21 protein-coding genes are annotated in these 21,291 nt (G+C 71.8%); 10 read left to right on the top strand and 11 right to left on the bottom strand.

Features of this window, described 5'->3' with window-relative positions; genetic code table 11:
- Position 1: 1 nt before the first annotated feature.
- The 5 genes from OGH68_RS30065 to OGH68_RS30085 all read right to left on the bottom strand — a co-directional run bounded on the left by OGH68_RS30065 (position 2) and on the right by OGH68_RS30085 (position 5,529).
- Positions 2-820, bottom strand: a complete 819-nt coding sequence (locus OGH68_RS30065) for an MlaE family ABC transporter permease (RefSeq protein ID WP_264248352.1) — start codon at positions 818-820, stop codon at positions 2-4.
- 3 nt (positions 821-823) lie between these two features.
- Entirely contained in the window at positions 824-1,594 is a 771-nt protein-coding gene (locus OGH68_RS30070) for an MlaE family ABC transporter permease (protein ID WP_264248355.1), read from the bottom strand.
- A complete protein-coding gene (locus OGH68_RS30075; protein ID WP_264248357.1) occupies positions 1,591-2,550 on the bottom strand; it encodes an ABC transporter ATP-binding protein in 960 nt (319 codons plus the stop codon). The genes OGH68_RS30070 and OGH68_RS30075 overlap by 4 nt, the downstream gene beginning before the upstream one ends.
- Before the next feature lie 756 nt (positions 2,551-3,306).
- On the bottom strand, positions 3,307-4,401 hold the full coding sequence (locus OGH68_RS30080; RefSeq protein ID WP_264248359.1) for an RNA polymerase sigma factor: 1,095 nt from the start codon (positions 4,399-4,401) through the stop codon (positions 3,307-3,309).
- A gap of 54 nt (positions 4,402-4,455) precedes the next feature.
- The gene (locus OGH68_RS30085; protein WP_264248361.1) at positions 4,456-5,529 is read right to left on the bottom strand and encodes a lytic transglycosylase domain-containing protein; all 1,074 of its coding nucleotides are present in this window, start codon (positions 5,527-5,529) and stop codon (positions 4,456-4,458) included.
- A gap of 192 nt (positions 5,530-5,721) precedes the next feature.
- Here OGH68_RS30085 and OGH68_RS30090 point away from each other — a divergent pair, with 192 nt between their 5' ends.
- On the top strand, positions 5,722-5,970 hold the full coding sequence (locus tag OGH68_RS30090; RefSeq protein WP_264250358.1) for a hypothetical protein: 249 nt from the start codon (positions 5,722-5,724) through the stop codon (positions 5,968-5,970).
- Entirely contained in the window at positions 5,967-6,341 is a 375-nt protein-coding gene (locus tag OGH68_RS30095; RefSeq protein WP_264248362.1) for a helix-turn-helix domain-containing protein, read from the top strand. The genes OGH68_RS30090 and OGH68_RS30095 overlap by 4 nt, the downstream gene beginning before the upstream one ends.
- 41 nt (positions 6,342-6,382) lie before the next feature.
- On the opposite strand, the gene OGH68_RS30100 is transcribed toward OGH68_RS30095, so the two are convergent.
- Entirely contained in the window at positions 6,383-6,790 is a 408-nt protein-coding gene (locus OGH68_RS30100; RefSeq protein ID WP_264248364.1) for a hypothetical protein, read from the bottom strand.
- 415 nt (positions 6,791-7,205) lie between these two features.
- On the opposite strand from OGH68_RS30100, the gene uraD reads away from it, so the two are divergent.
- The 6 genes from uraD (at position 7,206) to OGH68_RS30130 (ending at position 12,519) form a co-directional block, all read left to right on the top strand.
- The gene (gene uraD, locus OGH68_RS30105; RefSeq protein ID WP_264248365.1) at positions 7,206-7,721 is read left to right on the top strand and encodes a 2-oxo-4-hydroxy-4-carboxy-5-ureidoimidazoline decarboxylase; all 516 of its coding nucleotides are present in this window, start codon (positions 7,206-7,208) and stop codon (positions 7,719-7,721) included.
- On the top strand, positions 7,718-8,116 hold the full coding sequence (gene uraH, locus OGH68_RS30110; protein WP_264248367.1) for a hydroxyisourate hydrolase: 399 nt from the start codon (positions 7,718-7,720) through the stop codon (positions 8,114-8,116). Before uraD ends, uraH begins: the two co-directional genes overlap by 4 nt.
- Positions 8,117-8,121: 5 nt before the next feature.
- The gene (gene pucL, locus OGH68_RS30115; RefSeq protein WP_264248370.1) at positions 8,122-9,045 is read left to right on the top strand and encodes a factor-independent urate hydroxylase; all 924 of its coding nucleotides are present in this window, start codon (positions 8,122-8,124) and stop codon (positions 9,043-9,045) included.
- A gap of 67 nt (positions 9,046-9,112) precedes the next feature.
- Positions 9,113-9,391 (top strand): hypothetical protein, encoded by a 279-nt coding sequence (locus OGH68_RS30120; RefSeq protein ID WP_264248372.1) that lies wholly within the window; start codon positions 9,113-9,115, stop codon positions 9,389-9,391.
- Positions 9,392-9,436: 45 nt separating this feature from the next.
- Positions 9,437-10,837 (top strand): 8-oxoguanine deaminase, encoded by a 1,401-nt coding sequence (locus tag OGH68_RS30125; protein WP_264248374.1) that lies wholly within the window; start codon positions 9,437-9,439, stop codon positions 10,835-10,837.
- Between the two features lie 218 nt (positions 10,838-11,055).
- Positions 11,056-12,519: a nucleobase:cation symporter-2 family protein gene (locus tag OGH68_RS30130; RefSeq protein WP_413471050.1), complete on the top strand. Its 1,464-nt coding sequence runs from the start codon at positions 11,056-11,058 to the stop codon at positions 12,517-12,519.
- A gap of 159 nt (positions 12,520-12,678) precedes the next feature.
- Here the strand turns inward: OGH68_RS30130 and OGH68_RS30135 are convergent, their stop codons facing one another.
- From OGH68_RS30135 to OGH68_RS30145, 3 genes are all read right to left on the bottom strand, one after another.
- Complete coding sequence (locus OGH68_RS30135; RefSeq protein WP_264248378.1) at positions 12,679-13,560, bottom strand: lysozyme; 882 nt, start codon at positions 13,558-13,560, stop codon at positions 12,679-12,681.
- A 260-nt stretch (positions 13,561-13,820) separates the two neighbouring features.
- Positions 13,821-14,414: an exonuclease gene (locus OGH68_RS30140; protein ID WP_264248380.1), complete on the bottom strand. Its 594-nt coding sequence runs from the start codon at positions 14,412-14,414 to the stop codon at positions 13,821-13,823.
- A gap of 147 nt (positions 14,415-14,561) precedes the next feature.
- Positions 14,562-15,197 (bottom strand): TIGR03086 family metal-binding protein, encoded by a 636-nt coding sequence (locus OGH68_RS30145; RefSeq protein WP_264248381.1) that lies wholly within the window; start codon positions 15,195-15,197, stop codon positions 14,562-14,564.
- Between the two features lie 332 nt (positions 15,198-15,529).
- Between OGH68_RS30145 and OGH68_RS30150 the strand changes: the two genes are divergently transcribed.
- Together OGH68_RS30150 and OGH68_RS30155 are read left to right on the top strand one after the other, a co-directional pair.
- The gene (locus OGH68_RS30150; protein ID WP_264248384.1) at positions 15,530-17,680 is read left to right on the top strand and encodes a hypothetical protein; all 2,151 of its coding nucleotides are present in this window, start codon (positions 15,530-15,532) and stop codon (positions 17,678-17,680) included.
- 74 nt (positions 17,681-17,754) lie between these two features.
- Positions 17,755-18,645 carry a hypothetical protein gene (locus OGH68_RS30155; protein ID WP_264248385.1) on the top strand — a complete coding sequence of 297 codons (891 nt, stop codon included), beginning with the start codon at positions 17,755-17,757 and terminating at the stop codon, positions 18,643-18,645.
- On the opposite strand, the gene OGH68_RS30160 is transcribed toward OGH68_RS30155, so the two are convergent.
- A complete protein-coding gene (locus OGH68_RS30160; RefSeq protein ID WP_264248387.1) occupies positions 18,606-19,250 on the bottom strand; it encodes an NAD(P)H-dependent oxidoreductase in 645 nt (214 codons plus the stop codon). The two genes, OGH68_RS30155 and OGH68_RS30160, sit on opposite strands and share 40 nt — an antisense overlap.
- A 384-nt stretch (positions 19,251-19,634) precedes the next feature.
- Positions 19,635-21,065, bottom strand: coding sequence for a rifampin monooxygenase (rox, locus tag OGH68_RS30165; protein WP_264248389.1), 1,431 nt, complete (start codon positions 21,063-21,065; stop codon positions 19,635-19,637).
- Positions 21,066-21,291: the final 226 nt, after the last annotated feature.

Raw genomic sequence — 21,291 nt, forward strand, 5'->3', positions numbered from 1 at the left:
CCTACCCCGCTATCCGTACGGTCGTGTTGGCGCCCCAGATCGCCAGACTGAGGAAGAAGTCGAGAATGTTGATCGCCACGATCGAGGTGCGCACCGCACGTCCCACGGCCACACCCACACCGGCCGGCCCGCCGCTCGCGTAGTAGCCGTAGTAGCAGTGCACCAGGATGATCACGACGGCGAAGACGATCACCTTGCCGAACGACCAGAGCACGTCCACCGGTGGCAGATACTGCTGGAAGTAGTGGTCGTAGGTGCCGGCCGACTGCCCGTAGTAGCCGGTGGTGATCGTGCGGGCCGCGAAGTACGAGGACAGCAGCCCCACCACGTACAGCGGGATCACGGCCACGAACCCGGCGATCATCCGCGTCGTCACCAGGAACGGCAGCGACGGGACGCCCATGACCTCCAGCGCGTCGGTCTCCTCGCTGATCCGCATCGCGCCCAGCTGCGCGGTGAACCCGGCGCCGACCGTCGCGGACAGGGCGAGGCCCGCCACCAGCGGGGCGATCTCGCGGGTGTTGAAATACGCCGAGAGGAACGCCACGAAGTTCGACGTGCCCAGCTGGTTGAGCGCCGCGTAGCCCTGCAGACCGACCTCGGTGCCGGTGAAGAACGACAGGAACGCGATCACACCCACGGTGCCGCCGACGACGGCGAGCGCGCCGCGGCCGAAGCTCACCTCCGCGAGCAGCCGCAGGATCTCCTTCTTGTAGCGGCGCAGCGTACGGCCGGTCCAGGCCAGCGAGCGGCCGTAGAACGACAGCTGCCTGCCCAGCTCCTCCAGCTGCGGTGGCAGCAGACGGTTCATCAGCGGCATCGCTCAGCCCCTCTGCGGAACGATTTGGAAGTACACGGCCGTCATCACGAAGTTCGTCACGAACAGCAACATGAAGGTGATGACCACCGACTGGTTCACCGCGTCGCCGACCCCCTTCGGGCCGCCCTTCGCGGTCAGCCCCTTGTACGAGGCGACGATCGCCGCGATCGCCCCGAAGACGAGCGCCTTCAGCTCCGCCGCCCACAGATCGGACAGCTGGGCGAGCGTCGTGAACGAGGCGAGATACGCGCCCGGTGTGCCGTTCTGCAAGACCACGTTGAAGAAGTAGCCGCCGGCCACGCCCACCACCGACACCAGACCGTTGAGCAGCACCGCCACCAGCATCGTGGCCAGCACCCTCGGCACCACCAGGCGGTGGATCGGGTCGATGCCCAGCACCTGCATCGCGTCGATCTCCTCGCGGATCTTGCGCGCGCCGAGATCCGCGCAGATGGCCGTGCCACCCGCACCCGCGATGAGCAGCGCCGTCACGATCGGCGACGCCTCGCGCAGCACCGCCAGAACCGAAGCCGCGCCGGAGAACGACTGCGCGCCGAGCTGCCGCGTCAGACTGCCGATCTGCAACGCGATCACCGCTCCGAACGGGATCGACACCAGCGCCGTCGGCAGGATCGTCACACTCGCGACGAACCACGCCTGCTGGATGAACTCCCGCATCTGGAAGGGCCGCTTGGGGATGGTCCGCAGGACATCGAGCCCCATGGCGAACAGGCTGCCGGAGTGCCGCAGCGCCCCAGTGGGTGACAGGCTCATGCGCCACCCGTCCTCTCGCGCACCGAGGCACGCACTCGCCGCAGGTTCTCGCGTTCGGCGATCGCCTCCCAGCGGGGCGGCCGTTCGACGCCCTCGGTGGGCAGCAGCCGCGGCGTCATCTCCGGTGTGCCGGCCGCGCCGCCGTCCCGGTCCGCACCCAGCTGCTGCAACTCCTGCTCGACCTGCGCGGCGTCCTTCTCCTCCGCCATGCCGATCGGCCCCTGCATCCGCCCGTTCAGGAACTGCCGTACCACCGGTTCGTCGCTGGTCAGCAGCTCCTCCCGGGGCCCGAACATCACCAGCTCGCGCCGGAACAGCAGCCCGATGTTGTCCGGCACCTGGCGGGCGGAGGCGATGTCGTGCGTGACGATCAGGAACGTCGCGTCGATCTGCGCGTTGAGATCCACGATCAGCTGGTTCAGATACGCCACGCGAACCGGGTCGAGGCCCGAGTCCGGCTCGTCGAAGAGAATGATCTCCGGGTCGAGCACGAGCGCACGGGCGAGCCCGGCGCGCTTGCGCATACCGCCGGATATCTCGCCCGGCAGCTTGTCCTCCGCGCCGATCAGACCGACCATGTCCATCTTCTCGAGCACGATGCGCCGGATCTCGCTCTCCGGCTTGCGGGTGTGCTCGCGGAGCGGAAAGGCGATGTTGTCGTAGAGGTTCATCGACCCGAACAGCGCGCCGTCCTGGAACAGCACGCCGAACAGCTTCCGCACGTCGTAGAGCTCGTGCTCGCGCAGGGCGGTGATGTCCTGCCCCGCGATGCGGATCGACCCGCGCTCGGGCTTCAGCAGCCCGACGAGCGTCTTGAGGAAGACGGACTTCCCCGTGCCGGACGGCCCGAGCATGACGGACACCTCACCGGCGGGCAGGGTCAGCGAGACGTCCTGCCAGATGACCTGCTGCCCGAAGGACTTGGTGAGCCCTTCCACACAGATCTCGACACCCATCCGGTACACCCTTCAGCCGTGGAGCGGTCCGACATGTGCTCTACGGGGAGGGGAGCGCGGTCCGTCGCTGCGGGACGAAGTTTTTTTGCGGGCGGGTTTCGGGGGCGGGTCGGCGGGTGAGGGGGCGCGCGTCCGCTGCGCGGAGCGTCCCCCACCCCGCCCCACCCCTTCCCGAAACCGGGGCTCCGCCCCGGACCCGGTCCGCCCTGCGGGCGGTGTTCGCGGCTCTGCCCCGGGCCCGGACCGCGCTTCGCGCAGCGTTCGGGTCTCTGCCCTGGGCACGGTCTGCCCCGCGGGTGGGGGCTTCGCCCGGCCCCGGTCCTCCCTGCGGGCGCGCGTCCCGGGGCTTTTGCCCCGGGCCCCAATGCCACGCTTCGCGCGATGGCCTCGATCTCCCGCTACGGCCTGACGGCCGTGGGTGGGGTACCCCCCACGCCGCCAGGTGTAGGGGGAGTACTTCCAAGCCGGGCTTGATGTGCCGCTGCGGGGCCCATCTGCCCGCGGGCGGGAGCGAAATACAGCCTCGCTGGGGGTACCTCCCACGCCCGCCAGGCCGTAGGGCGAGTTTGAGGCGCGGCGTTCGGGGCGGAGCCTTGACGAGACCGGCAAGTTCCAGCCCCGCTGGGGGTGCCTCCCACGGCCGCCAGGCCGTAGGGGGAGTTTGAGGCGCGGGGGGCCGGGGGGTGGAACCCCTCCGGTTTCGGGAAGGGGCGGGTGGGGGCAAGCCCGGCAGGTGCCGACCGCCCCGCCCGCGCGCTACGGCTGCGTGGGAGCCCCGGGCAGCGAGGGCACCGGCGGGGCCGTCGGCTCGGCCGGCAGCCGGAGCGAAGGGTCGGTGGGCACGGTGGGCACGGCGGGCACCGACGCCGACGGCAACGGCGGCAGTTCCGGCGTCCCCACGGACGCCGACGGCAACGGCGGCAACGACGGCAACGGGACCCCGGAGGCGTCCGGTACCGGCAGCCCGGTGACCGGCGCCGTCGACAGCGGCAGCGCCGGCAGCGGCACGTCGGACAGCGCCGGCAGCGGCAGGCCGAGTTCGCCGGCCGACCGGGGCGCGCCCGGAGACCGGCCCGGTGCCGGGCCGGCGGAAGAGGACGCACCGCCGCCCGGCACGGCGTCGCGGCCCCGGACCGGCGCGTGGGACTCGCCCGCTTCCGTCACGGCGGGCGCGGGACGCGGACCGGCGCCGCCGTCGTCATGGACGTACGGCAGGACGAAGCCCGCCACCGCCAGCGTCGCGGCCGTCGACGCGAGCGCCACCGCCGGCGCGTTGCCCCCGCCGCCGGGCCGGCCGCGGCCGCACACCCACAGCGCCAGTCCGAGCGTCGCCGCCAGCGAGTTGCGCAGGGTGCGACGGGCGCGCGCGAGCAGGGACTCCACGGTGCGGTAGCTCAGGCCCATCTTGATGGCGACCTGGCCGACGTCCAGGTCCTCCGACTTCAGCCACAGGGCCTCCGCCTGGCGGGCGGGCAGCTCGGAGCTGCGCCTGGCGAGCCACCGCGCCTCCGCCTGGTCGCAGACCGCCTCGTCGACGGGTACGGGGCCCGGCGGGTGCAGCCGCGGGCTGCTGCGCACCTGTGTCTCCCGGTTGACCTGGCGGTGGCGGTCCACGCACAGCCGCATCGTCACCGTCGTCAGCCACGCGCCCAGCCGCTCGTCGTCCAGGTGAGGGTGCTCCGCGGCCCGCAGCATCGCCTCGTGCACGGCGTCCTCTGCGTCCTCGGGGCTGAGCGACCTGCGGCGGGCCACTCTCAGCAGGTCCTCGCGGTGGCTCCAGGCGCGCTGCCAGCGCTCCTGGGACTCCCGGCCCGTCCCGTCGGGCTGGGCAGGCTGCATCTCCGTAGCCATGACGGCCCCTTCGCTCACCCGCCGGACGACGTCCCTGCCCGGCGGGTGGCGACATTACCGCCCGGTATCCGGAATTGTGGAGGGGGCTGCGCTCATCGAGTCCGTTCCGTTGCTGGTCGTCTCCCCGGTGCCGGGCAGCACGGTGTCGCCGGGCAGCTCCAGACGGGGGGTGGGGAGCGGCAGAAGGGGTTCGGCGGGCTCCGGGTCCCCGGCGGGTGCGCTCTTGGTGGGGGAGGGCGAAGGGGCGCCCGGGGCAGGGGCGGAAGGGCGGGGCGTGGTGGGCGCCGCGGTGGGCGACGGCGTCGGCGTGCGGGGCGTTCGCTGCTCCGGCGTGCCCCTGCGTTCCGGTGCGCCGGCGGACTCCGCCACGGCACCGCCGGCGTCGGGGACGACGCGGTGCCCCGAGAGGTAGTACGTGTACCAGGCCAGCACCGTCCGCAGATACGCGGTGGAGTGGTTGTACGAGAGGACCGAGCGCTCCAGATCACTCGGGTCGGACAGGTTCCGGCCGCCGGCGCACAGATAGCGGCCGGCCGCGAGTGCCGCGTCGAAGACGTTCTGCGGGTCGTGGCGACCGTCGCCGTTGCCGTCGGCGCCCCAGTACGCCCAGGTGGAGGGGATGAACTGCATGGGCCCGACGGCACGGTCGTACTCGGTGTCCCCGTCGTACCTTCCGCCGTCGCTGTCCCTGATGAGCGCGAAGCCGTCGCCGTCCAGCCGCGGGCCGAGAATCGGCGAGAGCGTGGCGCCGTCGGCGGTGACCCGGCCGCCGCGCGCCTGCCCGGACTCGACCTGGCCGATCGCCGCGAGGAGCTGCCAGCGCAGACCGCAGCCGGGGACGCTGCGCGCGAGTTCCGTCTCCGCTGCCCGGTACGCGGCGAACACCGTGGCCGGGAGAGAGCCGGCCGTCGGTGCGGCGGGGTCCGCGGCGACCGGACCCGCGACGGGTTCGGGTGTCCGCAGCGGCGGGAGTTCCGTGCGGTAGGCGCCGTCACCCGCCGTGTCCGGCGCCGACCGCTGCTGCCCGGCCGTGACGGCGGCTCCCGGTCCCTGCGAGGCGGTGAGTGCCGCCATGGCCGCGGTGACGAGTGCCGTCGTCTTGACGCCTCTGCGTGTGCGTCCTGTCATGATGCAGACCCCTCCCTGTGCCGCCGGGCCGGAAACACGGGCCGGCGGGGCTCGTCTCCCTTGCTCTACGCGCGAGCGCCGCGGGTCCGTCGCGTCATGACGTACGACGTCGGCGGCGAGCGCTGGCCGCCGGGCCGCCGGGCACGGGGCATGGGTCAGGGGCCCGCGGGCCGCGGCTAACGTGGAGGCATGGTGCGACTGAGAGTGGAGTTCACGACGGAGCCGTTCGATCTGGACGAGCCGCCGCCGCACGCCGTGGCGGTGCGCGAGGTCGTGCAGGGGGCGGAACTCGACGCGGTGGACGTCGGGCCGTTCGGGAACACGGCGGAGGGCGGCGCGGAGCAGGTCCTCGGCACGGTGGACGCGCTGCTGCGCACGGCGCTGGAGAACGGCGCGACCCGGGTCTCCCTGCAGGTCAACGTGGTGGAGGGCGAGGGATGACGGCCCTGGACCACGCCCTTGCCCAGGCCGTGAAGCCGCTCGTCGACGCCATGGGCGGTGTACTGATGGAGCCCGGCGAGGCCGCCGAGGACGACGTCATACTCAGCTGGGAGGGCGAGGAGGTCCTCGCCGTTCGTCTTCCGCAGCTCGCGGACTCCCTCGACCACATCCTCGCGGCGCTGGAGCGGCAGCACGGCCGGCCGCTCGCCGAGCTGGACCGCAGGACCAAGCAGTCGATCGTCAGGACGCTGGAGTCGCGGGGCGCGTTCTCCGTGCGGCACGGCGTGGAGACGGTGGCCGGCGCCCTCGGCGTCAGCCGCTTCACCGTCTACAACTACCTGAACCGCGAGAAGAGCCCCTCGGAGGGCTGACGCCCCGACCGGCCGGCGCTTTGTGCGTACTCGTGCTGCACTCAGGAAGTCCCGGCCACCTCGGCCGCGGTCACCTCCGCCGCGGGGGCCTCGGCGGTGGGTACGTCGGCCGCGGGTAGGTCGGCGGTGGGGAGGTCGCCCGCCGCCGGGAGATCGGCAAGGTCCGGGAGGCCGGCCGCCCCCGGCAGGTCGCCGAGGGCGGGGAGGTCACCGAGGCCCGGGAGCTCTCCGGCGGCGGGCAGTTCCCCGGTCGCCGGGTCCTGGGCCACCGGGAGCTCCCCCCGTCGCGGGAACGTCCCCGGTGCCGGGAGGTCCGTCGTGGGCAGGCCGCCGAGGCTGCCGGCGACACCGTCGAGGATGCCGGTCACCGTGCCGAGGAGGCTCGCCGGCAGGTTGTCGAGGGCTGAGGTGACGCCGCCGAAGGGGTCGTCCGCTGCGGCGCGGGGCACCTGGAGGGCGTCGGCCTGTGCGGCGGCGGGGGCGGGGTCGGCGGGCGATGCAGCGGCAGGCCGAGGAGGGCGCTTGCTGCCGTACAGGCGGCGAAGCGGCGAACGCTTTCATGTGCATGCTCCTGCAGTGCCGACACCGTTGTCGGACGTACGGGAAGCCGGAGGCGGCACTCCAGTCGAATGGGGATGTTTCAGACGTCAGGTGCCGCGGGGCGGTGTGGGCCGGTGCGCTGCTGCAACGGTGTGGAGGTCCCGCCCGGGCTCGCGGACGCTCGCGGGCATGATCGCCACGGCCCCTGCCGGAGGCATTTGTAACCCCAAGTTTTCAACAAAGTGTTGACGTCGCGTTGCCGGAGGGCGTTAGCTATCCGCAGCCCGTCCGAAGCACCGCGATGAACAAGCCACGGAGGCTCCCGTGACTTCACTTCCGAACCCGGGCCTCGCCCGGTTCAACGCCTCCGAGGACAGTGCGGCCCTGGCCGCATTGCACGAGGTGTGCGCCAGTTCGGCGTGGGGGAGCAAACTGCTCGCCCAGCGACCGTACGCCAGCACCGAGGCCCTTTTCCAGGCCAGTGACGCCGCCATGGCCGAGCTGACCGAGGAGGATCTGGCCGAGGCGATGGCCGGTCACCCGCCGATCGGCCGGCCGAAGCCCGGAGACCCGACCTCCTCCCGCGAACAGAGCGGGATGGCCGGCGCCTCCGAAGCGCTCAAGGCCCAAATGCTCGAGCTGAACCTCGCCTACCAGGACAAGTTCGGTCATGTCTTCCTGATCTGCGCCACCGGCCGCACCGGTGAGCAGATGAGGGACGCCGTCCGCGAGCGGATCGACAACTCGCCCGACCAGGAGCGGGAGATCGTCCGCTCCGAACTGGGCAAGATCAACCGTATCCGTCTGACCCGTCTCGTAGAGCAGGAGCACAGCGCATGAGCACGGCAACCACCGCCTCGGTGTCCACGCACATCCTGGACACCAGCGTGGGACGCCCCGCCGAGGGCGTCGCCATCTCTCTGTCGTCCCGCAGTGGCACGGGGGCGCAGTGGGTGGCGCTCGGCGCATCGAAGACCGACGCGGACGGGCGCTGCAAGGACCTGCCGGCGCTGCCGGAAGGAACGACACACGTACGTCTCGACTTCGAGACCGAGGCGTACTTCGAGACCAAGCAAGCCGATGCGCAGCAGGACGCCCCCGCGAATCGGGACAGCGGTGCATCCGGTGTGTTCTTCCCGGAAGTGGCGATCACCTTCGCCGTCGTGCCGGGCGAGCACTACCACGTACCGCTGCTGCTCAACCCGTTCGGCTACTCCGTTTACCGAGGGAGCTAGCAGACATGCCCACGATTCTCGGCCAGAACCAGTACGGCAAAGCAGAGAACCGAGTCGTCAAGATCACGCGGGACGGCGACACCCATCACATCAAGGACCTGAACGTCTCGGTCGCCCTCTCCGGCGACATGGACGACGTGCACTACTCCGGCTCCAATGCCAACGTCCTGCCGACCGACACCACCAAGAACACGGTGTACGCGTTCGCCAAGGAGTACGGCATCGAGTCCGCCGAGCAGTTCGGCATCCACCTGGCCCGGCACTTCGTGACCAGCCAGGAGCCGATCCACCGGGCGCGCATCCGGATCGAGGAGTACGCCTGGGAGCGCATCGCGACCTCCGACGGCAACTCGAAGTTCATCGGCGCCGACGAGGTCAAGCACTCCTTCGTCCGCAAGGGCCAGGAGACCCGCACCACCCAGATCACCTTCGACGGTGACAAGTGGGAGGTCGTCTCCGGCCTCAAGGACCTGACCGTGATGAACTCGACCAACTCCGAGTTCTGGGGTTACGTCAAGGACCGGTACACGACCCTCAAAGAGGCGTACGACCGCATCCTGGCCACCCAGGTCGCCGCCCAGTGGCGCTACAACTGGACCTCCGACGAGGCACGGATGCCGAACTGGGACAAGTCCTACGACCAGGCCAGGAAGCACATGCTCGAGGCCTTCGCGGAGACGTACTCCCTGTCGCTGCAGCAGACCCTCTACCAGATGGGTTCGCGCATCATCAACAGCCGAAGCGAGATCGACGAGATCCGTTTCTCGCTGCCGAACAAGCACCACTTCCTGGTGGACCTCGAGCCCTTCGGCCTCAAGAACGACAACGAGGTCTACTTCGCGGCGGACCGCCCGTACGGCCTGATCGAGGCCACCGTCCTGCGGGACGGGGTCGAGCCGCAGATCCCGGTCGACATGACCAACCTCTGACGCGGGACCGGCCGGCCCCCGCCCGCCCACCGCCGGGCGGGGGCCGGCCGGACCGGAGGGAAGAACCATGGCACAGCCTCAAACGGCCACGTTGGACGGCCTGTTCACCGGTACGCCCGCCGCGGCCCCCACCTTCTCGCTCACCCGGAGCGCCGGTGTGGTGTCCCCGGCCCCGGAACGCGGCCGCCGTACCCTTGCCGCAGCCGGTGGCCCCGGCGCGTTCCCCCTTCCGGCCGCGGTCGTCCCGCTCGTCCCGGTGCGCGCCCCTGGGGGCGCCGGCATCGTCCCGTTCTTCCACCCTCTCGGCACCCGCAGCCGCACAGCTGCGGCACTCAAATCCTCCTAGGGTCCTGCCGTGCCCACATCGCCGCTGACAGAAGAAGGAAGCACCATGGCACCTTCGGCAGCCCACGACGGCGCTCCCGAGCGCATCGTCATCGAGAACTGTGCGATCGCCACCGTCGACGCCGACGACACGGAGTACGCCTCCGGGCATGTCGTCGTCGCCGGCAACCGGATCGAGTCCGTCGGAGCGGGCAAGGCACCGGACGGCCTGGAAGGCGTCGTACGCCGCATCGACGGCACCGGCCACCTCGTCACCCCGGGCCTGGTCAACACCCACCACCACTTCTACCAGTGGATCACCCGCGGCCTCGCGACCGACCACAACCTCTTCAACTGGCTGGTGGCGCTCTACCCGACCTGGGCGCGCATCGACGAGCCGATGGCCCGCGCCGCCGCGCAGGGCTCGCTCGCGATGATGGCCCGCGGCGGCGTCACCACCGCCATGGACCACCACTACGTCTATCCGCGGGGCTCCGGCGACCTGTCCGGCGCGATCATCGGCGCCGCCCGCGAGATGGGCGTACGGTTCACCCTCGCCCGCGGCTCGATGGACCGCGGCACGTCGGACGGCGGCCTGCCGCCGGACTTCGCCGTCGAGTCCCTCGAAGGGGCGCTCGCGGGTACCGAGGCGACGATCGACAAGCACCACGACGCCTCCTTCGACGCCATGACCCGGATCGCGGTCGCGCCGTGCTCCCCGTTCTCGGTGTCCACCGAACTGATGCGGCAGGGCGCGGAGCTGGCCCGGCGCAAGGGCGTGCGGCTGCACACCCACGGCTCGGAGACCGTCGAGGAGGAGGAGTTCTGCAAGGAACTCTTCGGAATGGGCCCGACCGACTACTTCGAGTCGACGGGCTGGCTCGGCTCCGACGTGTGGATGGCGCACTGCGTCCACATGAACGACTCCGACATCGCCGCCTTCGCCCGTACCGGCACCGGCGTCGCGCACTGCCCCTCTTCCAACGCGCGTCTGGCCGCCGGCATCGCCCGCGTGCCCGACATGCTGAAGGCCGGTGTGCCGGTGGGCCTCGGCGTCGACGGCACCGCCTCCAACGAGTCCGGCGAGCTGCACACCGAACTGCGCAACGCCCTGCTGATCAACCGGCTCGGCGCCCACCGGGAGGCGGCGCTGAACGCCCGCCAGGCGCTGCGGCTCGGCACCTACGGCGGGGCGCAGGTCCTCGGCCGCGCGGACCAGATCGGATCCCTCGAGCCCGGCAAGCTCGCCGACCTGGTGCTGTGGAAGCTGGACACGCTCGCCCACTCCTCCATCGCCGACCCGGTCGTCGCCCTCGTCTTCGGCGCGGCGGCCCCCGTAACACTCTCCCTCGTCGACGGCACCCCGATCGTCGAGGCGGGCCACCTCACCACGGTGGACGAGGACGCCATCGCCCGCTCCACGCGGGACGAGGCACAGCGCCTGGCGCGGATCGCCGCACAGGACTGACCCAAGGAAGTCCGGCCGAGGGGGACGGCCCTCGGCCGGCGGCCGTGAACCCGAGCGGGGTCCACGGCAGCCGTCGCCGGGAGGTGCGTGCGGAGCACGCCCGCACCTCCCGGTGGTGGTGACACGTGCCCACCCGGCACACGGCACCACCCGCACCACCGGTTCGGGCGACCCGGTAGGTGCATCTGCACCACCCCGCACCACCTCCTTGACACCACATGTCACCGACGACGTGTAACCCGACCGGAGGCACCGCCGTGGCCGCGCAATCACCGACCGCCGACGCACCCGACGAAGCACCAGAAGAACTCGACCGCAAACATCCGGTCGACGAGAAACTCCCGCCCTTCAAGATGTTCACCAGCGGCCTCCAGCATGTGGCCGCCATGTACGCGGGCGTGGTGGCCCCGCCGATGATCGTGGGGCCCGCCGTGGGCCTCGACGCCAAGGACACCGCGTTCCTGATGGGCGCCAGCCTGTTCACGGCCGGTATAGCCACCCTGCTCCAGACCATCGGCTTCTGGCGCGTCGGCGCCCGGCTGCCGTTCGTCAACGGCGTCTCCTTCGCCGGTGTGACCCCGATGGTCGCCATCGGCAGGGACAGGGGCTACGACGGCATCGCCGTCATCTTCGGCGCGATCATCGTCGCCAGTGTGCTGGGCTTCGTGCTCACCCCGTACTTCTCCAAACTGGTCCGGTTCTTCCCGCCCGTCGTCACCGGCACGGTCATCACCCTCATCGGTGTGTCCCTGCTGCCGGTCGCCTTCAACTGGTCGCAGGGCGGCAACTCCACCGCCGACGACTACGGCTCCATGAAGAACATCGGCATGGCGGCCCTGACGTTCGTGATCGTGCTGGCGCTGCGCAAACTGCTGCGCGGCTTCCTCCAGCAAATCGCCATCCTGCTCGGACTCGTCGTCGGCACGATCATTGCCGCCCCACTGGGCATGACCAGCATGGACGCGATGTCGGAGGCCGGGATCGTCGGCTTCCCCACGCCGTTCCACTTCGGCGCACCGCAGTTCGAGATCGCCGCGATCATCTCGATGTGCATCGTCATGCTGGTCTGCATGACCGAGTCCACCGCCGACATGCTCGCGCTCGGCCGGATCGTCGACCGCCCGGCGGACGAGCGGGTCATCGAGGGCGGCCTGCGCGCCGACACCCTGGGCAGTGCCATCAGCCCGCTGTTCAACGGCTTCATGTGCAGCGCGTTCGCCCAGAACATCGGCCTGGTGGCGATGACGAAGGTGCGCAGCCGGTTCGTCGTCGCCGCGGGCGGCGGCATCCTGATCCTGCTCGGTCTGTGTCCGGTGGCGGCGTCGGTCATCGCGCTCGTACCGCTGCCGGTCCTCGGTGGTGCCGGCATTGTCCTGTTCGGCTCGGTCGCGGCGAGCGGCATCCAGACGCTGGCCACGGCCGCGCTGGAGAAGGGCGAGAACGCACTGATCGTCGCCGCCGCCGTCGGCATCGGCCTGATCCCGATCGCCGCGCCGCAGTTCTACCACGCCTTCCCCGAGGACCTGCTCGTCGTTCTCGACTCGGGCATCTCGACCGGCTGCATCGTGGCGATCCTGCTGAACCTCGCCTTCAACCACCTCGGCGGGAAGGGAAGGGCGCACGAGGAGACGTCCCCGGAGGAAGCCGGCGGCAAGGTCGACGAGCCGGCCGCCGTGCACTGAGGCCGGCTGCCGTGCCGTTGAGCGCTGCCGTGTCGTTGAGCAACGGGCGCGCGGTCCGCGACCGCGCTGTTGCCGACTGGGCCGTTGCCGGCCGTGCCGTTGTCGGTCGTGCCCGGGTGGAGCCGTCCTCGTGGGGGCTCCACCCGGGCGCTCCGGTGCTCAGGCGGTGTTGTTGGCGAGAGCCAGCAGCCTGGTCATCGAGCCGTTGAACTTGTTGCGGTCCACGTCCCCGGAGACGCCGCTGACCCGGCCGGTCGCGGTGTACTGCCAGAAGGTCCAGGTGGGGAAGCCGCTCGGGATGTTGGGGCTGCTGACGCCCCAGTGGGCGACCCACAGCGGCGCCTTGTTGTACATCCCGGTCCAGTTGCCGGTGCAGGTGTTCCACCAGCTGGCGGTCGTGTAGATGACGACGTCCCGGCTGGTGCGCGCCTTGTAGGTGTTGTAGAAGTCGTTGATCCAGGTGCGCATCTGGGTCGTCGACAGGCCGTAGCACATGGAGCCCGACGGGTTGTGCTCGATGTCGAGGACACCGGGCAGCGTCTTGTTGTCACGGGACCAGGCGCCGCCGTTGGAGGCGAAGAAGTTGGCCTGGGTCGCACCGTTCGAGTAGTTCGGGCGGGCGAAGTGGTAGGCCCCGCGGATCACGCCGGCGTAGTACGCGTTGGTGTAGTTCGCGCCGAAGCGGGAGTCCTTGAAGCTGGTGCCCTCGGTTGCCTTGATGTAGGCGAAGTCGATCCCGGCGCTCTTCACCGAGTTCCAGTTGATCGCGCCCTGCCAGTGGGAGACGTCGATTCCCTGGACACCGCTAATGTCCATCGGCGAGATCGTACCGCCGTCGTCCGTGGCGTGCGGCTGCTCGAGGCGGGTTCCCGAACCCATCCAGGCCTGGCCCGGTTTGACCGGCTTGTCCGCCGGGGGAGGCGCTGCGGCGGCGGGGCCGGTGGTGGTGAGGAGCAGGGCACCGGCCGCGGCCAGGGTGCCGATGACGGTGACGGCCCTCGATCTTCCGCGACGTGCTGATCCGACTCGTGACACAGGCATGACTGCCTCCTGGCAGGGTGGGGGGATCGGCGGACGGGCGGGTCGCACGACTCCCACAGCCGGAGTCATGGACACGTCACACGAGTAAGGCACTGTGACGCGCGGGCGTAAAGGGGCGGCCGGAAGTCCCTATGGACCAGACCTGTGGCGACGCGGCGGAGCTGCGGAAACGCGCGGACCTCGCGGTAACTTTCAGGCCGCCGGCCCCGAACTTTCTACTCGCGTAGCACCGGGGCCGTGCCCCGTCCCCCACATCCGGGTCACCGACCCGGCCACGCCATCAGACTGCTGAACAGCTCCGCCTGCTCGATCGCGTCGTCCAGCGCATGGTGCGTGTGCCGCCGCCGCGAGAGCAGTACGCGCGGCATCGTCCCCTTCGACACCGCCCGCAGAGGCAGCCGCGCCTTCGTCGCGTACAGCGTCATGTCCAGGCAGCCCGAGTGCCCGAACGGGCTCGAGCCGGTGAACCACACCTGGTACCGGTACAGGAACATCCAGTCGTACGGCGCCGGATAACCGCACATCACCGGCTGCGCGCCCCCGTGCGTCTCCCGGAGCCCCTCCACCCAGGCGCCGAACTTGGCCATGGCACGGACCGGTTCGCACCCCTCGGCCGCCAGACGCTCGCGGTCGAGACCGCTCACCGCGAGCGCCTGCGGATCGAAGTCCTCGGAGATGGGCCGCAGTTCACGATGGAACGTGTGCTTCTCCGGGTCGTGTTCCTCGTACTCTGCACCGTCCTGGCGGCCGGCCACCGCCGCGCCGAAAGTGAGCATCGAGTACGGGCCGGGGACCGGCCCGTCCGCCTCGACGTCGACGGAGATGTAGAGACTGGGCTTCACACGGTGCGTCATGGTCCGGAGCATCGCATCGACGCGGGCCCCAACTCACCGGCATTTCCCGGTACCGGCCGTCCGCGTGGCCGCCGGCCGGCGGTGGGCGGCGCACAGTGAGGCACTCCGACTTCCGGGCGGCCGACCTGGACGGAGGAACCGGCGCCGTCAGTCGCCGGGCCGCCAGTCGGGGCGGCGGCCGCTGAGCCCGACCACCTGCTCCAGCAGCGGCGCGTCGTCCGGCACGGCCACCGGCGGGCCGAAGATCCCCTCGCGCAGCGAGTCGTCGTCCGTCGGCCGCACGATCTCGTACGACACGGCCGCGCTCGCCTCACCCGGGTCGTAGTCCTGCCCCGTCGCCCGCGCCAGGTCCCAGCCGTGGATGACGAGCTCGTTGAGCGCGACGCGGCCCGCGACCGCCGCGGGCAGGTCCACGCCGCCGGCCCGGGTCATGCCCTCCCACGCCTCCGGTCGGCGCCACGCCTCGGCGAGCTCGTCCAGGCGCACCGGGAGCACGGTGCGCCAGCCGTCGTCCAGGACCGGGAGCGCCGAGTCGGGACTCGTGTCGGTCGTCGGCCCGAGATCCTTGCGGGCCGCGTCCCGGAAGGCGAGGGACAGCCCGTCGATGTGGGCCAGCAGCTCCCGCACGGCGTACTTCGGGCAGGGTGTCGGACCGTCCAGCTGCTCGTCGCGGACGGCGCCGAGCAGCCCCGACACCGCGCGGGCGGCGGGCGTGAGATCGGGCAGAGGTGTGCTGTCGGAGTTTTCCATGCAGGTGTGACCGGCCGCCGCGCCGAAACTCATCGCCGCGGCGAACCTTCACCGCCGGACGGACCGTGTGCGCTCCGGCGGCTGCTCGGAGGGCCACCGCGCACACCGTGGGCGGCTCCGGTCCCGAGTCGTCCGCGGCGGTGAACCGAACCGTTCCGTCGGCGGCGACAGAGGGCGACTCGACATGGACGCCGCTCGGCGTGGCAGAGGCGACGGCGACCTCATGCCGCTCGGCGTGGCAGAGGCGACCGCGACCGCTGCCGCCCGGAGCGACAGCGGCGTACCCGGACGCATCGCTCGCCCGATCGGGCTAACCCCCGGCCCGGAAGGATCACCCGCGCCGCCCGCCCTCATACGCTCCACAGGTGACTCGTACGAACGCCCTGAACACCGGCCGCGACGACCTCCTCGCATGGGCGAGGCGGGAGAGAGGCGTCGCACTGCCCGTGCGCCCCGCGGACGCGCTGCTGACGATGCTCGCGCTGCGCGGCGCCGACCGCAGGGCCGGTGTGCCGGAACCGACGCCCCAGCTGCTGCGGCAGGTCCTGCGCGAGGACCTCCCGCAGCTGCTGTGCGCCGGCGACGACGAGCTGGACGCCGTACCGGACGTGCTCACCGCCCTCGCCGACCGCGTCCGGGCCGCGGGCCGGCTCAACGCCAAGCGCCACGCGCGGCTGCTCGCCGCCGTCGAGGACACCGTCCCCGGCTTCCGCCGCGCCATGGCCGACCCGGCGAACCTCACCTGGCACCGCTGGTACGCGTCGCTGCTGACCGCCGACGGCGTCGACGCGGACGACGCCGCCGCCGTGCGCGCCTGGCTCGAAGCCCACGAGAGCACACCGCACGCGGACCGGCCGGCCCTGCCCGAGCCGCTGCACCGCTCCGACCTCGCCGAGCGGACGTTCGCCGTACGGGCCCGACTCGCCGAGCTGCTGCTCGCCGCCTTCGCCCGCGACACCCGCGAGGCATCCCCGGCGGGCCCGCTGCTGCCCACGCACTCACTGGACGCCGACCGCCCCGACGACGCGCTCGCCGGGGAACTGGAGCACATCGCCGACGAGCTGACCGACCGGTGGACCGCGGCCGGCCTCGGGGAGGCGTTCGCCGCGCGGCACGCCGCACTCGCCCCGGGGCCGGAGGCGCTGCCGCACGTCGCCCTCGCCGACCGCATGCTCGACGAGCACCTCGACTACTACGGCGACTCCTCCGTCCCGCTGCCGCCCCCGCCCGCCGTCCCGGCGCCGGACGAGATCCGGGACCTGCTGCACGCCGCCCCGCTGCCCGCGGCGCTGGCGGCGGGAACCTTCGACGACGAACTGCGCGAAGTCTCGGAACGCTGCGGGCTCCCCGGCCCCGCCACCGCCGTGTGGACCGACGGGACACCGCAGGAACTCGTCGAACTGGCCGCCGACGTCCTGGCGGCGCAGGCCGAACGACTGCCCCTGGTCACGGGCCCGCAAGACGCGTACTCGTTCGACGCCGCGCACCTCCTCTACTCGCTCTACGAACGCGGCGGCACCCCCGACTCCGTCGCACGCAAGATCTCCGACGCGAAGGACGACGGCGTGCCGCCCGAACTGGAGGACGCCCCCACCCCCGTCCCCGGCGACGCCCCCGACGCCTACGAGACCCCGTCGCCCGAGGAGCTGTCCGTCCTGCTCGGGATGCCCGGCCGCACCGAGGCCGACCGGGCCGAACTCGACGCCCCGGCACGGGGTCTGGCGGCCATCGTCGATCAACTCGCCGCCACCGGCTGTGTGTTCCGCACCGGCGACACCTACGGGCTCACTCCGCTCGGCGCCGCTGTCATGCGCCACGTCCTCGCCGCCGGCCATGTGGCCGCCCCCGACCCGGACACCGTCGCGGGCTGGAACGCGGCACAGACCGTGGCCGCCACCCGCCACTGGCCCACCCGGCTCGCCGCCGCCGCGCTCGCCGCCTGGGCGGCACGCCACGGCGGCACGGACGAAGCCTGGACCGCGCTGCTCGACGCGGTCTCCGCGACCAAGGCCGACGACATCAACGCCGCCCGTACCTCCGAGTCCTTCGCCCTCCTCGACCTCGCGGCCGTCCCCGCCACGGCGCTGCGCGCCGCACTCACCGACCCGGTGACCGGCGCGGCCGCCCGCAGGCTGCTCGTGGCCCGCGGGGAGTCGGTCCCCGAGGACGCCGTTCCACTCACCGCACGCGCCACGGTGCTCGTCGAGGAACTGGACCGCTGCTGGATCGACGACATGCTCGGCCAGGTGAAGCGCCGCGACGAGACGGGCGACACCGGCGTCCCCCGTCCGACCGACATCGTGCCCACGACCCTGCTCCCCGCCTTCGACACGGCGGCCGCCGCGTGGCCGGGCGGCGCCGGCGCCCTCGTCGAGGCCCTGGCGGAGGCCGACCCCGGCACCTCGTACCGCATCCTGGACACCCTGCACGCCCACCACCCGGAGCGCACGGTCGCGAACGCGGCGGCGCACGCCAAGAAGACGGCGCAGCGGTCGCTGTCCCGGCGCCGCCACTGACACGGCCGGATCCGGTACGCCGCAGGCGGGTGGGTAGGTTGGTGCAGGTCGCAGCCCCCGCCCGAGGAGAAACCGTGTCCGCCCGCCCCCGTCTGCTGTATGTCACCGACCTCGCCTACCCGGCCCGCGGGCGGCGCTACGGCGACGAGGACATCTTCCTCACGGCGCGGCTGCGTGAGGACTTCGACATCGCGCTGTGCCACCCGCTGGACACCACGGCCCTGATGGACGCCTTCGACGCGGTCGTCGTCCGCAACAGCGGTCCCGTGCTGCACTATCAGGCCGCGTACGACGCCTTCCGCGAGCGGGCGGCGGCGCGCGGCACACGGGTCTACAACCCGCTGTCCGGCCGGGGCGACATGGCCGGCAAGCAGTACCTGCTGGACCTGACGGCCGCCGGATGTCCCGTCATCCCGACCGTCGACCGGCCGCGGCACCTCGCCCGCCTCCCGGAGACGGCCGAGTACGCGGTGAAGCCCAAGGCCGGCGCCGACTCCATAGGGCTCGACTTCGTCCCGCGCGAGGAGCTCGCGAAGTACGCCGCGGGCGGCGACATGCTCGTCCAGCCGCGGGTGGACTTCCGCTACGAGGTGTCCTTCTACTTCGTCGACGACGCGTTCCAGTACGCGCTGTACGCCCCCGATCCCGGGCAGCGCTGGGCCCTCGAGCCGTACGAGCCGACCGAGGCGGATGTGCGCTTCGCCCGCCGGTTCATCGGCTGGAACACCCTCCACCACGGCATCCAGCGCGTCGACGCCTGCCGGACGCGGCAGGGGGAGCTGCTGCTGGTCGAGCTGGAGGACCTGAACCCGTACCTGTCCCTCGACCTTGTGCCGGAGGCGACCCGCGAGGCTTTCGTCACCGCGATGAAGGAGTCCCTGCACCGCTTCCTGGACGCACCGGCGCCTCCGGCGACCGCCCCGGATCAGCCGTCGAGCAGCGCTGCGGCCTCCCGGCGCGCCTGACGCAGCCAGCCGGCACGCTGCCCGTCCGTCGAGTCGGTGACCGTGCGGAAGACGACCCGTCGGACGTCGACGACGCCGAGGTACGGCAGCACGCACGCGGACCAGATGCGCTGCAACGGGTCCCCGAACTCGCCGTGCTCACGGTCGGCGGGCGTGTCCGAGGTGTTCAGCACGAGCGCCCGCCCGGCCCGGAGCAGCCCGGCGGGCTCGCCGGCCGCGGTGCCCAGTTTGTACGCGACACCGGGCACCATCACGCGCTGGACCCACCCGGTGAGGACCGCCGGCGGCATCCCCCACCAGTTGGGGTGGACGAACACCAGGGCGTCGAGCGTGGCCACCTCGGCGCGGTGGCGGGCCAGTTGCGGGTCGTGGGCGTCCTGCGCCTCCCGGACGGTCTCCGTCTCGTCGGCGGCCGGCCCGGGGGAGAAGCCCTCGGCACACAGGTCGTGCGCGAGCACCTCGCAGCCGCGCTCCCGCAACTCGTCGACGACCGCGTCGAAGACGGCGTGGTTGAAGCTGCCCCGGACGCGGGTGTGCGAGATAGGCCCCGATACGCATGTGTCGCTGATCCCCCCGGATCGATGTGGGCCGGTGCCGCCTGCCACTCGGCCGTCTTCCCTGCGTCGGCATCGGATCGTACGTCCCGTGGCCCGAATGCTGACATCCACCACGGCCCGCCTCTGCTTGCCGCATCGGCCGAGGCGGAATCGGCGCGGATGTGCAGGCGAGGTCGGGCTCTCGCTGTGGCCTGGCAGGTCAAGGCCCTGGCCACGGCGGCGGCCTGCGCCCACGGGCGCGGGGCACAGGTTCTGGCCGAGCTGGAATCTCTCACGGCAGATCTGAGGGGCATGGCCCCTGACGCGCGGTGCGGTGCCGGACGCGACCGAAGCCGATGAGGCCCGGAGCCGCTGGGCTGGACCGTGCGCGAGCGGCGCGGGCTGCGCGAGCTTGCTGTGACGCGTACGCCTGCCCGCGCTTCAGCGGCGCACTCAGCCGGCGGCAGTGCCGAACCACTGGGGCAGCCGCCCGGACAGACCCTCCTGGTCCTCACCGACCCACGCCACGTGGCCGTCGGGCCGCAGCAGTACCGCGGGCGCGTCCAGCTCCCCGCTTACGTCGACGACGTGGTCGACCCGGTCCGCCCAGCCCGCGACCGAGAGCCGTCCGGTCTGGTCGAGCAGCAGCCCGCGGCCGCCGTGCATCAGCGCGTAGAGGCGACCGCTTTTCAGCTGCACGTCCCGCAGCCGCCGGCCGAGCAGTTCATGCCCCTCGCCGAAGTCGTAACGGATCCCGATCGCAGTGATCTTCTCCGTCAGGCGCCGGTTCACGTCCTCGAAGTCCATGAGTTCCGACAGCAGCCGGCGCACTGCCTGCGGACCCGGCTCGGTGGACATCAGCTGCATCTGCGCGCGGGTGTTGTCCAGCACGTCGGCGGCCACCGGGTGGCGTTCGGTGTGGTAGCTGTCCAGCAGGCCCTCCGGTGCCCAGCCGCCCACCTCGGCGGCCAGTTTCCAGCCGAGGTTGAACGCGTCCTGGATGCCGAGGTTGAGCCCCTGCCCGCCGGTCGGCGGGTGGATGTGCGCCGCGTCGCCGGCGAGCAGCACCCGGCCCGAACGGTAGTGCTCGGCCAGCCGGGTGGCGTCGCCGAACCGGGAGAGCCAGCGCGGTGAGTGCACGCCGAAGTCGGTGCCGGCGACCACTCGGAGCTGTCGCTTGACCTCGTCGAGGGTCGGCGGGACCGAGCGGTCCTCGGCCACCCCCTCGGCGGGCACGACGACGCGGTGCACGCCGTCGTCCCCGAGGGGTCCGACGCCGAACCGCGACTGGGTCCTGCGCACTTCGGCCACCACGGCGGCCAGCGTCTCCGGCGGTACGGCCACCTCCATCTCGCCCAGCAGGGTGTCCACCCTCGAGGGCTCGCCGGGGAAGCCGACACCGAGCAGCTTGCGCACCGTGCTGCGGCCGCCGTCGCAGCCGACGAGGTAACGCGAGCGCAGTCGCGTGCCTTCGGCCAGCTCGGCGGTCACCCCGTGCTCGTCCTGGCTGAGCCCGACCAGCTCGCAGCCGCGCCGGATCCCGGCGCCGAGCTCGGTGGCGTGTTCGGCCAGCAGGCGGTCGGTGGTGGGCTGCGGGATGCCGAGGACGTAGGGATGCGCGGTGTCCAGCCGTTCGGGCGAGGGCTTGGCGATGCCGGCGAAAAAGCCGCCGACCGGGTACTGCCTGCCGAGCGCGAGGAACCGGTCCAGCAGACCGCGCTGATCCATCACCTCGATGCTGCGCGCGTGCAGGCCCAGCGCGCGGACGACCTTGGTGGGCTCCGTCTCCTTCTCCAGTACGAGCACATGCACGCCGTGCAGCCGCAACTCGCAGGCCAGCATCAAGCCGGTCGGTCCGCCGCCGACAACGATTACGTCGATCACGAAAAACGCCCCCGTTCAACAAGGTTGCCTGTCGGCCGGCTGCTCCGGGCAGTCGGTAGGCGCGACACCCGCAGCTTCCCGCCGAGTGCCTGCGACCGCGACTTCACCGCGAGTCCCACCGGCGGTTCGACGTCCCGCGACACCCGTGCGTCACCAAAGGGCATGTACGTCGCGAATCGCTGATTTCCGCAGGTTCCGGCTTCGAGCGGAGATTCTGCAGCACGAC

This window comes from Streptomyces peucetius, from assembly GCF_025854275.1.
Taxonomy (GTDB): Bacteria; Actinomycetota; Actinomycetes; order Streptomycetales; family Streptomycetaceae; genus Streptomyces; species Streptomyces peucetius_A.

Excerpts from the sequence above, each read along its gene's own strand:
- OGH68_RS30065 (WP_264248352.1), bottom strand. The coding sequence starts at position 820 with ATGCCGCTGATGAACCGTCTGCTGCCACCGCAGCTGGAGGAGCTGGGC.
- OGH68_RS30140 (WP_264248380.1), bottom strand. The coding sequence starts at position 14,414 with ATGACGCACCGTGTGAAGCCCAGTCTCTACATCTCCGTCGACGTCGAG.
- OGH68_RS30145 (WP_264248381.1), bottom strand. The coding sequence starts at position 15,197 with ATGAGTTTCGGCGCGGCGGCCGGTCACACCTGCATGGAAAACTCCGAC.
- OGH68_RS30125 (WP_264248374.1), top strand. The coding sequence starts at position 9,437 with ATGGCACCTTCGGCAGCCCACGACGGCGCTCCCGAGCGCATCGTCATC.
- OGH68_RS30135 (WP_264248378.1), bottom strand. The coding sequence starts at position 13,560 with ATGCCTGTGTCACGAGTCGGATCAGCACGTCGCGGAAGATCGAGGGCC.
- OGH68_RS30070 (WP_264248355.1), bottom strand. The coding sequence starts at position 1,594 with ATGAGCCTGTCACCCACTGGGGCGCTGCGGCACTCCGGCAGCCTGTTC.
- OGH68_RS30075 (WP_264248357.1), bottom strand. The coding sequence starts at position 2,550 with ATGGGTGTCGAGATCTGTGTGGAAGGGCTCACCAAGTCCTTCGGGCAG.
- OGH68_RS30080 (WP_264248359.1), bottom strand. The coding sequence starts at position 4,401 with ATGGCTACGGAGATGCAGCCTGCCCAGCCCGACGGGACGGGCCGGGAG.
- OGH68_RS30095 (WP_264248362.1), top strand. The coding sequence starts at position 5,967 with ATGACGGCCCTGGACCACGCCCTTGCCCAGGCCGTGAAGCCGCTCGTC.
- OGH68_RS30085 (WP_264248361.1), bottom strand. The coding sequence starts at position 5,529 with ATGACAGGACGCACACGCAGAGGCGTCAAGACGACGGCACTCGTCACC.
- OGH68_RS30120 (WP_264248372.1), top strand. The coding sequence starts at position 9,113 with ATGGCACAGCCTCAAACGGCCACGTTGGACGGCCTGTTCACCGGTACG.
- pucL (WP_264248370.1), top strand. The coding sequence starts at position 8,122 with ATGCCCACGATTCTCGGCCAGAACCAGTACGGCAAAGCAGAGAACCGA.
- uraH (WP_264248367.1), top strand. The coding sequence starts at position 7,718 with ATGAGCACGGCAACCACCGCCTCGGTGTCCACGCACATCCTGGACACC.
- OGH68_RS30130 (WP_413471050.1), top strand. The coding sequence starts at position 11,056 with ATGTCACCGACGACGTGTAACCCGACCGGAGGCACCGCCGTGGCCGCG.